13 protein-coding genes are annotated in these 13,523 nt (G+C 71.1%); 7 read left to right on the forward strand and 6 right to left on the reverse strand.

All coding sequences use genetic code 11. The features are described 5' to 3' along the window. Positions 1-141: 141 nt before the first annotated feature. Entirely contained in the window at positions 142-525 is a 384-nt protein-coding gene (locus OG866_RS24410) for a cold-shock protein (RefSeq protein ID WP_329337792.1), read from the forward strand. A 24-nt stretch (positions 526-549) separates the two neighbouring features. Here the strand turns inward: OG866_RS24410 and OG866_RS24415 are convergent, their stop codons facing one another. From OG866_RS24415 to OG866_RS24430, 4 genes are all read right to left on the reverse strand, one after another. Next, entirely contained in the window at positions 550-1,389 is an 840-nt protein-coding gene (locus OG866_RS24415; RefSeq protein WP_329337794.1) for a 1,4-dihydroxy-6-naphthoate synthase, read from the reverse strand. Then, the gene (locus tag OG866_RS24420) at positions 1,386-2,027 is read right to left on the reverse strand and encodes a futalosine hydrolase (RefSeq protein ID WP_329337795.1); all 642 of its coding nucleotides are present in this window, start codon (positions 2,025-2,027) and stop codon (positions 1,386-1,388) included. The genes OG866_RS24415 and OG866_RS24420 overlap by 4 nt, the downstream gene beginning before the upstream one ends. Before the next feature lie 13 nt (positions 2,028-2,040). After that, positions 2,041-2,541 (reverse strand): hypothetical protein, encoded by a 501-nt coding sequence (locus tag OG866_RS24425; RefSeq protein ID WP_329337796.1) that lies wholly within the window; start codon positions 2,539-2,541, stop codon positions 2,041-2,043. 72 nt (positions 2,542-2,613) lie between these two features. Further along, a complete protein-coding gene (locus tag OG866_RS24430) occupies positions 2,614-4,011 on the reverse strand; it encodes an MFS transporter (RefSeq protein ID WP_443063558.1) in 1,398 nt (465 codons plus the stop codon). A 304-nt stretch (positions 4,012-4,315) separates the two neighbouring features. On the opposite strand from OG866_RS24430, the gene OG866_RS24435 reads away from it, so the two are divergent. Further along, complete coding sequence (locus tag OG866_RS24435) at positions 4,316-5,242, forward strand: DUF3027 domain-containing protein (protein WP_329337799.1); 927 nt, start codon at positions 4,316-4,318, stop codon at positions 5,240-5,242. 10 nt (positions 5,243-5,252) lie between these two features. On the opposite strand, the gene OG866_RS24440 is transcribed toward OG866_RS24435, so the two are convergent. Together OG866_RS24440 and OG866_RS24445 are read right to left on the reverse strand one after the other, a co-directional pair. Next, positions 5,253-5,522, reverse strand: a complete 270-nt coding sequence (locus OG866_RS24440) for a hypothetical protein (RefSeq protein WP_329337801.1) — start codon at positions 5,520-5,522, stop codon at positions 5,253-5,255. A 76-nt stretch (positions 5,523-5,598) separates the two neighbouring features. Beyond that, complete coding sequence (locus OG866_RS24445) at positions 5,599-6,624, reverse strand: aldo/keto reductase (RefSeq protein ID WP_329337803.1); 1,026 nt, start codon at positions 6,622-6,624, stop codon at positions 5,599-5,601. A gap of 96 nt (positions 6,625-6,720) precedes the next feature. Here OG866_RS24445 and OG866_RS24450 point away from each other — a divergent pair, with 96 nt between their 5' ends. The 5 genes from OG866_RS24450 to OG866_RS24470 all read left to right on the forward strand — a co-directional run bounded on the left by OG866_RS24450 (position 6,721) and on the right by OG866_RS24470 (position 13,511). Further along, the gene (locus OG866_RS24450; RefSeq protein ID WP_443063658.1) at positions 6,721-7,326 is read left to right on the forward strand and encodes a TetR/AcrR family transcriptional regulator; all 606 of its coding nucleotides are present in this window, start codon (positions 6,721-6,723) and stop codon (positions 7,324-7,326) included. 70 nt (positions 7,327-7,396) lie between these two features. After that, positions 7,397-10,525 carry a sacsin N-terminal ATP-binding-like domain-containing protein gene (locus OG866_RS24455; protein ID WP_329337806.1) on the forward strand — a complete coding sequence of 1,043 codons (3,129 nt, stop codon included), beginning with the start codon at positions 7,397-7,399 and terminating at the stop codon, positions 10,523-10,525. A gap of 189 nt (positions 10,526-10,714) precedes the next feature. Next, the gene (locus OG866_RS24460) at positions 10,715-11,494 is read left to right on the forward strand and encodes a DUF5707 domain-containing protein (protein ID WP_329337808.1); all 780 of its coding nucleotides are present in this window, start codon (positions 10,715-10,717) and stop codon (positions 11,492-11,494) included. Between the two features lie 46 nt (positions 11,495-11,540). Further along, entirely contained in the window at positions 11,541-12,464 is a 924-nt protein-coding gene (locus OG866_RS24465; RefSeq protein ID WP_329337809.1) for a hypothetical protein, read from the forward strand. A gap of 210 nt (positions 12,465-12,674) precedes the next feature. After that, positions 12,675-13,511 (forward strand): hypothetical protein, encoded by an 837-nt coding sequence (locus OG866_RS24470; protein ID WP_329337811.1) that lies wholly within the window; start codon positions 12,675-12,677, stop codon positions 13,509-13,511. Positions 13,512-13,523 lie beyond the last annotated feature (12 nt).

A 13,523-nucleotide genomic window follows, 5' to 3' on the forward strand; every position in this document is an offset into this window, starting at 1 on the left:
GGAGGAACAACCGGGCGACGTCTTGTCACCGGCCTGAAGACCATTAGCCTTGGTACCGGCGGGTCCCGACGACCCGCCCCAGTGCTATCAAGAGCCGTTTCAGAAGCAGTTTTCCGACGAGTACGAGGACGAGGAACAGACGTGCCTACCGGCAAGGTCAAGTGGTTCAACAGCGAGAAGGGCTTCGGCTTTCTCTCCCGCGACGACGGCGGTGACGTCTTCGTCCATTCCTCGGTCCTCCCCGCCGGAGTCGAGACACTGAAGCCGGGCCAGCGAGTGGAGTTCGGGGTCGTCGCCGGACAGCGCGGTGACCAGGCCCTTTCGGTCGTCATCCTCGATCCGACCCCGTCGGTCGCGGCGGCGACCCGTAAGAAGCCCGACGAACTGGCCTCCATCGTCCAGGATTTGACGACCCTCCTGGAGAACATCACGCCGATGCTGGAGCGCGGCCGCTACCCCGACAAGGTCGCCGGAAACAAGATCGCCGGCCTGCTGCGCGCGGTCGCCGATCAACTCGACGTATAGAAGCCGTACGGAACTGGTGGATTTCTAAGGGAATTCCAGCGCGTCCGGGCCGAGGGGCGGCACCAGCCCCTCGGCCGCCGCGCGCGTCAGCAGTCCCCTGACCGCGGCGTATCCGTCCGTGCCGAGATCCGCCGTGAACTCGTTGACGTACAGCCCGATGTGCTGGTCGGCGACGGCCGGGTCCATCTCCTGGGCGTGTTCCATGACGTACGGCCGGGACACCTCGGGCTCGTCCCAGGCGGCGCGCACGGAGCCGCGGATGGAGTCGGCGAGCAGCGTCAGCGTCTGCGTCCCCAGCGACCGCTTGGCGATGATCGCGCCCAGCGGAATGGGCAGCCCGGTCGTCTCCTCCCAGTGCTCGCCCATGTCGGCGAGCTTGTGCAGCCCGTAGTTCTGGTAGGTGAAGCGGGCCTCGTGGATGACGAGTCCGGCGTCGGCCTTTCCGTCCCGCACGGCCGGCATGATCTCGTGGAACGGCATGACGACGATCTCGCCGACCCCGCCCGGCAGCGTGTCCGCCGCCCACAGCCGGAACAGCAGATACGCCGTCGACCGCTCGCTCGGCACCGCGACCGTCCGGCCACTGAGATCGGCGCCGGCCTCCCGGGTCAGCACCAGTGGCCCGCAGCCCCGCCCCAGCGCGCCTCCGCAGGGCAGCAGGGCGTACTCGTCGAGGACGTACGGCAGCACGGCGTACGACACCTTCAGCACATCCAGCTCACCGCGCTCGGCCATGCCGTTGGTGATGTCGATGTCCGCGAACGTGACGTCCAGCGCCGGCGCGTCCGGCACCCGGCCGTGCGCCAGGGCGTCGAAGACGAAGGTGTCGTTCGGACAGGGCGAGTAAGCGATGTCGAGCCTCATACCGTCTTCCAACTCTCCAATACCGGTGCGAGCTTCCCGAAGCCCTCGGTCAGGGCCTGGAGTGCGTCCCCGATCCGCCAGGCGGCGCGGTCGCGCGGGCCGACGGGGTTGGAGACGGCCCGGATCTCCAGCACGGGTACCCCGTGCAGAACGGCGGCCTCGGCGACACCGAAGCCCTCCATCGCCTCGGCGAGCGCGGTGGGGTGACGGTCCTTCAGGAGCGCCGCGCGGGCGGCGGTCCCGGTCACGGTCGAGACGGTGAGCACGGCTCCGGCGCGGGCGCCGGTGGCGGCGACGGCCTCTCGTACGAGTGCTTCCGGCGGACGGTGGCTGACGGTCCCGAAGCCCAGCTCGGTGACCGGCACGAACCCGTCGGCCGTCTCGGCGCCCAGGTCCGCCGCGGTGATCTCGTCGGCGACGACGAGCGACCCGACGGGCGCGTCGGGCTGGAAGCCGCCGGCGATCCCGGCGGAGACGACGAGGCCGTAGGGGGCGGCTGCGAGGGCCGTCGCGGTGGCCGCGGCGGCGCGGGCGGGGCCCACCCCCGCCGCGATCACCTCGATGTCCGTGGTCCCCGACAACGCGCGAGCCACCGCGTCCCGTTCGACCGGGACCGCGGTGGCTACGAGGATGCGCATGGCGTACGACGGCTCAGGCGTCGGAGTTGACGAGCTTGAAGTTCCAGACGCCCTTGTACTTCTCGCTGGCGCCGCTCTTCGTCTTGTCCTGCTCGACGACGCTGATGTACAGCGTCTTCGGGGCGGCCTGGCCCTGCTGGTCGGCGAAGAGGTCGACGCCCTGGAAGGAGTAGTACGTCTTCTTGTAGACCGTCGTGACCTGCTGGCCGTTGATCCACAGCGCCCAGCCGGTGTCCGCGATCTTCGGGTCGACACCGATGCGGAGGGTCTCGCTCTGGGCGACCTCGATCGAGTCGGACGCCTTCTTCAGAGCGCACTTGGTGGCCTTCTCCTGGCCGAGGTTGTCACCGTCCTCGTAGCAGGTGGCCTCGGCGCTGATGGAGTTCTTGCCGACCGTCACGGTCGCGCGGGGCGTCGGCTTGTCACAGGCCGACAGGACGAGCAGTCCGGCGGAAACGGCGCCGGCGACAGCGACGGCGCGGCGGCGTCGCACAGCGGCTTGCATCGTGGTCATGGCCGAAGGCTATCGGGCAGGTGCGGCAGTCTCTTTATGCGGGGTACGGCGTGCCCTGTTCGTTACGCCTCGTTACGCCACGCGCGTGCCCGGCCGGCCCCCCTGGCGGGCCGAGCTCAGCAGCCCCTTCACCGTCGTCAGCCAGCCCACGGCGATCACCGCGGCGGCCACCGCGAGGCCCAGGGTGCCGTTGAGGGGCATCACGATGCCGACCGCGCCGCCGAACACCCAGGCCATCTGGAGCATCGTCTCCGAGCGGGCGAACGCCGAGGTGCGCACCTGTTCGGGCACGTCCCGCTGGATCAGAGCGTCCAGGGACAGCTTGGCGAGGGCCAGCGAGAACCCGGCGATCGCGGTGAGGACGGCTACGAGGAACGCGCCGAAGAAGACCGCGGCCGTGATCGCCGTGCCCAGCACCACCACCAGGACGGTCACGATGATGATCTCCGGCGCGCGGGAGCGCAGCCCGGCACCGACCGCCGTGCCGACCGCGTTGCCCACACCGGCCGACACGGCCACGATCCCCAGCGAGACGGCCGCGCTCTCCCCGGTCAGCGGGTGCTCGCGCAGCAGGAAGGCGAGGAAGAAGGTCAGGAAGCCGGACAGCCAGCGCAGGGCGGCGTTGGCGCCGAGGGCGTGGGTGACGGCGATACCGACGGTCCGCAGCCCCGGCCGCTTGGCCGACTTGCGGTGGGGGCCGTGCAGATGCTCCTCGTCGGCGGCGAGCAGCGCGACGTCCTCGCCCTTGGCGGAGTCGACCTTCGGGGGCAGCGTGAAGGACAGGAAGGTCCCCGCGATGAAGATCACGAAGGCGCCGTAGAGCGGCCAGCGCGGCCCGAGGGCCTGCAACCCCGCCCCGATGGGCGCGGCGACACCGGTGGCGAGGAGCCCGCCGAGCGTGACCCGGGAGTTGGCCCTGACGAGGGAGAACCCGGGCGGCAGCAGCCGCGGCACGACAGCGCTTCGTACGACGCCGTACGCCTTGGAGGAGACCAGCACGCCCAGGGCCGCCGGATACAGCTCGATGCTGCCCGTGACGACCGCACCGGAGAGCACCAGAGCCAGCAGGGCGCGGGCGAGCATGGCCCCGGCCATGGCGGCGCGGCGCCCGTGGGGCAGCCGGTCGAGGAGCGGGCCGATCACCGGGGCCAGGACGGTGAAGGGGGCCATCGTGATGGCCAGGTAGAGGGCGACACGCCCGCGTGCCTCGTCGGTGGGGACGGAGAAGAAGACGGTCGAGGCGAGCGCGATCGTGATCATCACATCGCCCGCGCCGTTCACACCGTGCAGCTCGATCAGCTTGCCGAGGCCGGATTCCCCCGCCCCGTGGGCGTGTGTGGCCTTGCGGATGCCGCGCGCGGGGCCGGTCACCGGGAAGTGCAGGGCACGCCCGACGGAGCGCAGAGAACCTCGCGTCCTGCCGTTGCCCTTGATCCCGGTGGCCCCATGGGGCGTCTTAGCGGTTGCCACGACGTTCATAGTGCCCCGAGTGGGCCGTTCGTAGTGCGGTTACCGCGCGTATGTCCGTGCTTTCGTGAGGTGCTTTCGTGCCGTGCCGAGTCGGATGGGTGGGGGTAAACGTCCCGTCGGTGTAGGCCGTACGCACGCGAGCAGGTAGCGTGCGTATCTCAGCCATCCCGCAGAATGGATGGACAGGTGCGCCCGAGTGCGAGCGGGCGCGGACGTCGACGCGGTCCTCCGGTCCGCTCCGTCCGCCCCACCGCGCGTTCAGGCAGGCGCACCAGAGAGACGGCGTAGGAGAGAAGCGATACCTGTGAGCGCAGCGACCACGCGAAGCCGCACCCCCGACCGCCTGTGCGCCGAGGCCGTCGACCTCGCCCGCGCCGCAGCCGAGGAGGCGGCGGCGCCCGGTGTAGTCGGGGAGCACACGGGTGTGGCCTCCGAGGGAGACCGGGTCGTCACGCACTTCTTCGAGTGCAAGGAAATGGGTTACCGCGGCTGGCGCTGGGCGGTGACGGTGGCGAGGGCGTCGCGCGCCAAGAACGTGACCCTCGACGAGGTCGTCCTGCTCCCCGGGCCCGATGCCCTCCTGGCCCCCGAATGGGTCCCCTGGAGCGAGCGCCTGCGCCCCGGTGACATGGGCCCCGGCGACCTCCTCCCCACCGACGCCGAGGACCTGCGCCTGGAGCCCGGCTACTCCGGTGAGGACGAGCCGATCCCGAGCTCGGCGGTCTCGGAGGAGATGGCGGAGCTGGTGGAGGCGGAGGACGCGGAGGTGACCGCGGGCACCCCCTCCAACCTCCCGGTGGCCCCCACCCGGGGCACGATCGCCGCGCTCGCCGAGGAACTGGGCATGCGCCGCGCCCGGGTCCTCTCCCGCTACGGCCTGCACAGCGCCGCGGACCGCTGGGAGGAGGCGTTCGGCTCCAAGACCCCCATGGCCCAGGCGGCCCCCGCCACCTGCGTCAGCTGCGGCTTCCTCACCCCGATCGGCGGCTCCCTCGGCCAGGCCTTCGGTGTCTGCGCCAACGAGTTCGCCCCGGCGGACGGCAGGGTGGTCTCCCTGTCCTACGGCTGCGGCGGCCACTCGGAAGCAGCGATCATGCCGAAGCCGCCCCGTCCGGCGCCCCCGGTGATCGACGAGACAAAGGTCGACGCCTTCCCCCTCCGCCCGGCCCCGGACTCGGGTTCGGTCCCAGCGGTCACGGACGAGGACTCGGCGGAACTGGGGCATTCGTAGGGACGCCGGCTCAGCTCTCGTAGGGGTGGTCGTGCACCTGTCGGCTGACCCGGTCTCCATCGCGCCCCCTCGTGATGTCCAGGATCTGTGCGAACCACCCCGACATCTCGATCTCCTCGTCGCGCGGGTCGTACGCCGCCCCGGCCTGCCGGAGCCACAGTCGGGCCAGTTCGCGTTCGGAGAGGTTGGCGGCCAGCAGCTTCGTGAGCGCCGCGCGCAGTGCCGTCACCGCCAGCCGCCTGATCGCCTCCAGCAGCGGGGCCGCGTCGCCCTCCCACACGGTGTCGCACTCCCTGGCCGCGTCGGGGGCATCTGTTCATGCTGGTCATCCCGAGCGAGCCTAGGGCGTGTGTGCTTCAGCGGCGGCGTCGCAGTGACGCGTCCAGCAGGGCCGGCGGGGTGTTGAACTTCTCGTGGGCCGCCAGGTCCGTGCCGGGCGGCACGATCTTGTCGATCTCGTCCAGGACGTCGGGTGACAACACCGTCTCCGCCGCCGCGAGTTGTGAGGCCAGGTGCTCCGCCGTGCGCGGGCCGATGAGTGCGCTCGTCACCGCCCGGTGCGCGGTCACGAAGCCCAGCGCCAGCTGGATCAGGGTGAGGCCCGCTTCGTCCGCCACCTCGGCCAGGCGTTCCACCGCGTCCAGCCGCGCCCGGTTGTACGGCAGGCTCATGTCGAAGCGGTCCGGCATGAACGCCGAGCGGTTGGTGGCGACTTCCCGGCCCCTTCGGACCGCTCCCGTGAGCCAGCCCGACGCCAGCGGGCTCCACGCCAGCACCCCCAACCCGTACTCCTCCGCCACCGGCAGGACGTCCGCCTCGATGCCCCGCTGGAGGATGGAGTAGCTGGGCTGCTCGGTGACGTAGCGGGCCAGACCGGACGAGCGGGACGCCCACTGCGCCTGCACCATCCGGTGGGCCGGGAACGTCGACGAGCCGAAGTAGCGGATCTTTCCGGCGCGTTGGAGGTCGGTCAGGGCCGACAGGGTCTCCTCGTCGCTCGTCTCCGGGTCCCAGCGGTGGATCTGGTAGAGGTCGACGTGGTCCACGCCGAGGCGGCGCAGGCTGTCGTCCAGGGCCTGGGTGAGCCAGCGGCGGGAGGTGCCCCGGTGGTTGGGCTTGTCCTCGCTCATCGGCATGGCCGCCTTCGTGGCCAGCACGATGTCCTCGCGCCGGCCCGCTATCGCCTTGCCGACCATCTCCTCCGACTCGCCGCGGCTGTACATGTCGGCGGTGTCGATCAGGTTCACCCCCGCCTCCAGCGCCGTGTCGACGAGGGCGGTGGCCTCCTCCTGGGTGGTGCGTCCGATCGCGCCGAAGTTCATGGCGCCGAGCGCCAGGGTGCTGACCTGCACGCCGGTGCGGCCCAAGGTGCGGTACTGCATGATCACGCCTTTCGGAGAAGAGAAACGGAACACAGTTCCGGATTGCCTCGCAAACGATACGGAACCTTGTTCCGTTTTCGCAAGCGGCCCCGCCGGATGTCGTACGGTGGGCCCGTGAACGACCCCGACGCCCCCGCCCGGCACCCCGCCCCGCCGCGGCGGAAAGATGCCCGGCGCAACCAGGAGACGCTCCTCGACGCCGCCGCCACGGTCTTCGTGGCCAAGGGTGTGGACGCGCCCGTGCGGGACATCGCGGCCGAGGCCGGGGTCGGGCTCGGCACCATCTACCGGCACTTCCCGACCCGCGCCGACCTCGTCATCGCCGTCTACCGGCATCAGATCGAGGCGTGTGCGCAGGCCGGGCCCACCCTGTTGGCAGAAGGGCCGACACCGTACGACGCACTCGTCCGGTGGATCGACCTCTTCGTCGACTTCCTCGTCACCAAGCACGGCCTCGCCGCCGTGCTCCAGCCCGGCAACGCCGACTTCGAGGCGCTGCACACCCACTTCCTCGACCGGCTCGTGCCCGTCTGCGCCGAACTGCTCGACGCCGCGGCCGGGCAGACCGACTCCGAGGTGACGGCGTACGAGCTGATGCGCGGCGTCGGCAACCTCTGCATCGGCGCGGACACCGACCCTCGCTACGACGCGCGCCGGATGGTCGGGCTCCTCGTCGCGGGGCTGGGCCGGCCACGCGGCTGACGGGAGATCCCGTCGAGGGCCCAAGACCAACTCGCGGTACCTTCGTCGCACGCAGACGAGGAGAGCCATCGTGAGCAAGTTCGTGCGGCCCGCAGCCGAGGGAGCCGACCCGTTCGGGACCGCCCGTCTCAGGCGGGGCGTGCTCGACGCCTGGACGACCAGCCCCGCCCGCTTCCGGGAGGACGCGAACGCCGAGGAGGACCTCGTCCTCGGCGGATACCGGGACCGGCTCGTCGTCGAGCTCGCCCAGAACGCCGCAGATGCCGCCGCCAGAGCGGGGGTGCCGGGGCGGCTGCGGCTCACGCTCCGCGAAGGCGTCCTGGTCGCCGCCAACACCGGCGCCCCGCTGGACGCCGCCGGTGTCGAGTCGCTCTCCACCCTCCGCGCCTCCGCCAAGCGCGACACCCCCGCCGGTGCGCCCTCCGTCGGGCGTTTCGGCGTCGGCTTCGCCGCCGTCCTCGCCGTCACCGACGAGCCCGCGGTCGTCGGCCGGCACGGAGGCGTGCGCTGGTCCCTCGCCGAGGCGCGCGACCGTGCCGCCGAGACCGCCCTGCACAGCCCGGGCCTGGGCGACGAGATCAGGCGGCGCGACGGGCACGTCCCGCTCCTGAGGCTCCCCTTCGCCGCCGAGGGCACCGCCCCCGACGGCTACGACACCGCCGTCATCCTGCCGCTGCGCGACACCGCCGCCGCCGATCTCGCCGAGCGGCTCGTGCACGCCGTCGACGACGCGCTTCTGCTCGCCCTTCCCGGCCTTGAGGAGGTCGTGATCGAGGCGGGCTCCGACGTCCGCACCCTCCGCCGCCGCACCGACGGCGCCTTCGTCGTCGTAGAGGACGTGCAGGACGGTACGACCGGGGCGACCACCTGGCGGGTCACCTCCGCCCACGGGCCGCTCACGCCCGACCTGCTCACCGACCGGCCCGTCGAGGAGCGGCTGCGGCCGCACTGGTCGGTCACCTGGGCCGTGCCGGTGGACGCGGACGGGGCTCCGGTCCGGCCCCGCACCAACCCCGTCGTCCACGCCCCCACCCCCAGCGACGAGCCGCTCGGCGTCCCCGCGCTCCTCATCGCCTCCTTCCCCCTCGACCCCACCCGGCGGCATGCCGCCCCCGGCCCGCTGACGGACTACCTCGTGCAGCGGGCGGCGGACGCCTACGCCGAACTCCTCGCCGCCTGGCGGCCGGTGAACGTCGGGATCATCGACCTCGTGCCCGGCCCGCTGGGCAAGGGGGAGCTGGACGGAGCACTGCGACAGGCCGTCCTGGAACGGCTGCCGCGCACCGCCTTCCTGCCGCCCGTCCACGAGCCCACCGACGAACTGCCCGAGGCGCTCCGGCCGAGGGAGGCGGAGGTCGTCGAAGGCGCGGGCGCGGACACCGTCCGGGTGCTCGCCGAAGTGCTGCCCACCCTGCTCCCCGCCGGCCTCGAACGCCGTGTGGAACTGCGGACGTTGGGCGTCGCGCGCGTGCCCCTCACCGACGCCATCGACCGGCTCGCCGGTCTGGAGAAGGAACCGGAGTGGTGGCGGCGGCTCTACGACAGCCTCGCCGGGGTCGACCCCGACCGGCTCTCCGGGCTGCCCGTGCCGCTCGCCGACGGGCGGACGACCATCGGGCCCCGGCAGGTGCTCCTCCCCGCCCCGGACGGCGCCGCCGTCGAGCCCGAGATGCTCGCCCGGCTCGGGCTGAAGGTGGCCCACCCGGACGGTACCCATCCGCTGCTGGAGAAGCTGGGCGCGCTGCCCGCCTCCCCGCGAGCTGTCCTCACGACCCCCCAGGTGCGGGCGGCCGTCGCCGCCTCACTGGACGACGAGGGTCCGCTCGACTGGGAGCAGGACACCCTCGACGCCGAGGAACTCGCCGACACCGTCCTGGCGTTGGTGCGGGACGCGGGCCTCGAACCCGGTGACGAGCCCTGGCTCGGTGCGCTGGCCCTCCCCGACGAGGACGGCGAACCCGCCCCCGCCGGCGAACTGGTCTTCCCCGGCAGCCCCTTCCACCAGGTCATCCGGGACGGCGAACTCGCCACCGTGGACGCAGAGTTGGCCGACCGCTGGGGCGAACAGCCGCTCGCCGCCTGCGGTGTCCTCGCCACCTTCGCCCTCGTCCGCGCCACCGACGTCGTCCTCGACCCGGACGAACTGGAGCCGCGCGACGGGGACTTCGCCGAACCGGACGACGCCGGGCTGCTGGACGCCGTGGACGTGTGGAGCGAGGACGTCCTCGACCGCTTCCCCGACTCGCCGGTCCCGCCGGTCGCCACCGAGCTGGTCGCCGTACGGGACCTGGAACTCGTCGACGAGGAGCGCTGGCCGCAGGCCCTCGCGCTGCTCGCCCGGCCCCCGCTGCGGGACGCCCTCACCCAGCAGGTGCGGATCCTGCTGCCGGACGGCACCCATGAAGTCGTACGGCCTTACACCGCATGGTGGTTGCGCGGGCACCCGGTGCTCGACGGCCGCCGCCCGGCGGGCCTGCTGGCGGCCGGCGGCGACCCCCTCCTGCGCGGGCTGTACGACGAGGCCGACGCGACCGGGTTCGACGACGAGCAGGTGCTGCGGGCGCTGGGCGTACGGACGTCGGTCGCCGCGCTGCTCGACGAGCCGGGCGGCGCGGCCGAGCTGCTTGACCGGCTGGCCGATCCCGAGCGGGAGGTCAGCGGGGCGCAACTGCACGGCCTCTACGGGGCCTTGGCCGACCTCGACCCGGAACAGGTGACGCTGCCGGAGGAGTTGCGGGCCGTGGTGGACGGGCATGTGGAGGTCGTGGACGCCGCCGACGCCGTGGTCGTCGACTCGCCCGACCTGCTGCCCTTCACCTACGGGGTGCCGCTGCTGCCGGTGCGGCCGACCCGGGCCGCCGAGCTGGCCGAGCTGTTCCAGGTGCGGAGGCTGAGCGAGTCGGTGACGGGGTCGGTGGACTCCGAGGGCACCGAGCACGACGTACCGGACTCGGTGCGGGTGCTGCTCGGGGCGCGGACCCCGGCGTCGTACGTCGAGCACGAGGAACTCGTCGTGGACGGCGTGGAGATCGACTGGCGGCTGACCGGCGACGGCGTGCTGCACGCCGCGACCCTGGAAGGGGTCGCCGCCGGCCTGGCGTGGGCGGCCGGGCAGTGGCCCCGGCGGTTCGAGGTGGCGGCGCTGCTGGAGGATCCCTCGCGGACGGAGGAACTGGCGCGGGATCGCTGGTTCGACTGAGGCGGGCAGCGGGGTACGGCCGGTCTTGAAAACTTCCGCACAAATTTCTTACCGGCCGTACAACCATTCCCATGCGTCGCGAATCTGATCAGCTGAGTCAACAGACTCACCGATCACTTTGGGCCCAGGCGTGCTGACACGACCGTGGGGGACGATCTCCGTCAGGGCCCCTCTTCACGTGGGGAACGCATGCGCATTCGAGTCCTCGGGGCTGCCGTCACCGGCGCCCTGGCCCTGTCCGCCCTCGCCGTGCCGGCCGCCCAGGCCGACACCATCGAAGGCGACACCACGATCTCGAACGTCGTCGTGAACGGCGGCAAGGCGGTCGTGGTCGGCGCGACCACCACCAAGACCGTCTCCGTGACCTTCAAGGTCACGGACGACTCTGGCGTCAAGGACGCCATGGCCATCCTGTGGCACGGCTCGGACTTCGACAGCTCCGACAGCGGCGCCGTGGCCACCAGCGGCGACGGTTACGCCACCTGCACCGCGACCAGCTCCACCACCGCGAACTGCAAGGCCAGCTACGAGTTCGAGCCGCAGTACAACGCCGTCAACTCGGTCGCCGGCACCTGGAAGGTCTGGGGCATCGCCTCCGGCAAGGACGCCGACTACGTCCAGAAGGACAACGTCAAGACCTTCCAGGTCCAGCGTCTGTCCAAGCTCACGGTCAACGCCTCCCCGGAGCCCGTGAAGAAGGGCAAGACCATCACGGTCACCGGCAAGCTGACCCGCGCCAACTGGGACGCGGCGAAGTACTCCGGCTACTCCGCCCAGTCGGTGAAGCTTCAGTTCCGCAAGAAGGGCTCCACCACCTACACGACCGTGAAGACCATCAAGTCCAGCTCCACGGGCGGTCTGAGCACCACGGTCACCGCGTCGGCCGACGGCTACTACCGCTACAGCTTCGCGGGCACCTCGACCACCCCGGCGGTCTCCGCCACGGGTGACTACATCGACGTGCAGTAAGCACCCCTCGCACCTCTCTCTTCACCTTTCCCACCTGAGGAAACACATGCGTATTCGCGCCACCGTGGCCGCCGTCTCCGGCGCCCTGGCCCTGTCCGCCCTGGCCGTTCCGGCCGCGCAGGCGGACGGCTCGTCGTACAGCAAGGACGACCTCGTCAAGGCCGCGCAGTCCGCGCGTCAGGCCGCCGACGGCAAGTCCACGTACGCCGCCGACGACACCGGCGTCCCGTACGCCCTCGACCTGTCCTTCTCCAACGTGAAGGTCAACAAGGGCAAGCCGATCGTCGCGGGCATCGCCAACCAGGTGACCGTGCCGGTCACCTACACCGTCACGCACGCCGAGGACATCGACCTCAACGCCTCGGACTTCGTGTTCGACGTCGAGATCTACCGCGGCACCTACGACGAGCCGCTGAACATCCTGTGGGGCGACGACTGGCCGACCTGCACGGAGACCTCGGCGACCACCGACACCTGCACCGGCACGATCGACGTCTACCCGGGTGACGAGCTGGTCAACGCCGACGCCGCCACGTGGAAGGCGATCGGCTACGCCATCGACTGGAACGACCAGGACCCGATGTCCGAGGACATCGACTGGAGCAAGGTCGGCTACGTCGACCAGGACGCGCTGACCACCACCAAGCTCCAGCGCTACTCCAAGCTCACGGTCAACGCCTCCCCGGAGCCGGTCACCAAGGGCAAGACCATCACGGTCACGGGCAAGCTGACCCGCGCCAACTGGGAGACCCACAAGTACGCCGGGTACACCGGTCAGTCGGTGAAGCTTCAGTTCCGCAAGAAGGGCTCCACCACCTACAGCACCGTCAAGACCATCACGACGAACTCGACGGGCAACCTGAGCACCACCGTCAAGGCGGCGGCGGACGGCTACTTCCGCTACTCCTTCGCGGGCACCTCGACCACCCCGGCGGTCTCCGCCGCGGGTGACTTCGTCGACGTGAAGTAAGCAGTACGTGCCACGAAGGCCGGCCCCGGGCGCATCCGGGGCCGGCCTTCGCGTTTCGTCATGGGCATCCCATACGACGATCAAGCATCCCGCCGGTAACGACAAAGTCGGCAAAGTTCGCACCGGCCCCTACAACTCACCCGGGTGGCCGTGGATCTGATCCCGTGAGTCAACAGACTCCTAGATCGACTCTCCCCCTGGGGAACGCACATGCGCATCAGAGCCACCGTGGCCGTCGTCTCCGGCGCCCTGGCCCTCACCGGCCTCGCCCTTCCGACCGCCCAGGCCGCCGACTCCGGCACCCCGTACACGCTGGACGTCAGCTTCTCCAACTTCAAGATCGCCTCGTCGGTCAAGGTCGGCACCTCCGCCGTCGTCAGCACGAAGGTCACCTACACGCTGACCCACGGCTCGGACGTCGACCCCACCGCGTCGGACTTCTTCACCGACCCGTTCCTCTACCGGGGCACCTTCGGCGCCGACAGCACCCCTGAGCTCTACGGCGACGACGCGGCGACCTGCACGGTCACCTCGGCCACCACCGCCACCTGCACCGGCACCATCGACATCCACCCGGCCGACGGCGACCTGTCCAACGCGAACGCCGGTACCTGGAAGGGCGCCGCCGAGGCCGTCGACTTCAACGGCCAGGACCCCTCCAGCAGCAGCCTCGACCTCAGCAAGGTCGGCTACAAGGACCAGGGCGACCTCGCCTCCCTCAAGGTGCTGCGCCTGGCCAAGCTCACCGCCAACGCCTCCCCGGAGCCGGTGCGGAAGGGCAGGACCATCACGGTCACCGGCAAGCTGACCCGCGCCAACTGGGACACCGGCACCTACTCGGGCTACTCCGCCCAGTACGTGAAGCTCCAGTACCGCAAGGCCGGCACCACCACGTACACCACCGTGAAGACCGTCAAGACCAGCTCCACGGGCGCCCTGAGCACCACGGTCACCGCCTCGGCCGACGGCTACTACCGCTACAGCTTCGCGGGCAGCCCGACGACGTCGTCGGTGAGCGCCACCGGGGATTACATAGACGTTCAGTAAGCAGCAACCCCC

The sequence above is a fragment of the Streptomyces sp. NBC_00663 genome, assembly GCF_036226885.1.
GTDB lineage: Bacteria > Actinomycetota > Actinomycetes > Streptomycetales > Streptomycetaceae > Streptomyces.

Bases quoted from the DNA above. Each gene is read 5' to 3' on its own strand.
- OG866_RS24415 (WP_329337794.1), bottom strand. From the start codon at position 1,389: ATGAGGCTCGACATCGCTTACTCGCCCTGTCCGAACGACACCTTCGTC.
- OG866_RS24420 (WP_329337795.1), bottom strand. From the start codon at position 2,027: ATGCGCATCCTCGTAGCCACCGCGGTCCCGGTCGAACGGGACGCGGTG.
- OG866_RS24425 (WP_329337796.1), bottom strand. From the start codon at position 2,541: ATGACCACGATGCAAGCCGCTGTGCGACGCCGCCGCGCCGTCGCTGTC.
- OG866_RS24445 (WP_329337803.1), bottom strand. From the start codon at position 6,624: ATGCAGTACCGCACCTTGGGCCGCACCGGCGTGCAGGTCAGCACCCTG.
- OG866_RS24450 (WP_443063658.1), top strand. From the start codon at position 6,721: ATGTCGTACGGTGGGCCCGTGAACGACCCCGACGCCCCCGCCCGGCAC.
- OG866_RS24460 (WP_329337808.1), top strand. From the start codon at position 10,715: ATGCGCATTCGAGTCCTCGGGGCTGCCGTCACCGGCGCCCTGGCCCTG.
- OG866_RS24465 (WP_329337809.1), top strand. From the start codon at position 11,541: ATGCGTATTCGCGCCACCGTGGCCGCCGTCTCCGGCGCCCTGGCCCTG.
- OG866_RS24470 (WP_329337811.1), top strand. From the start codon at position 12,675: ATGCGCATCAGAGCCACCGTGGCCGTCGTCTCCGGCGCCCTGGCCCTC.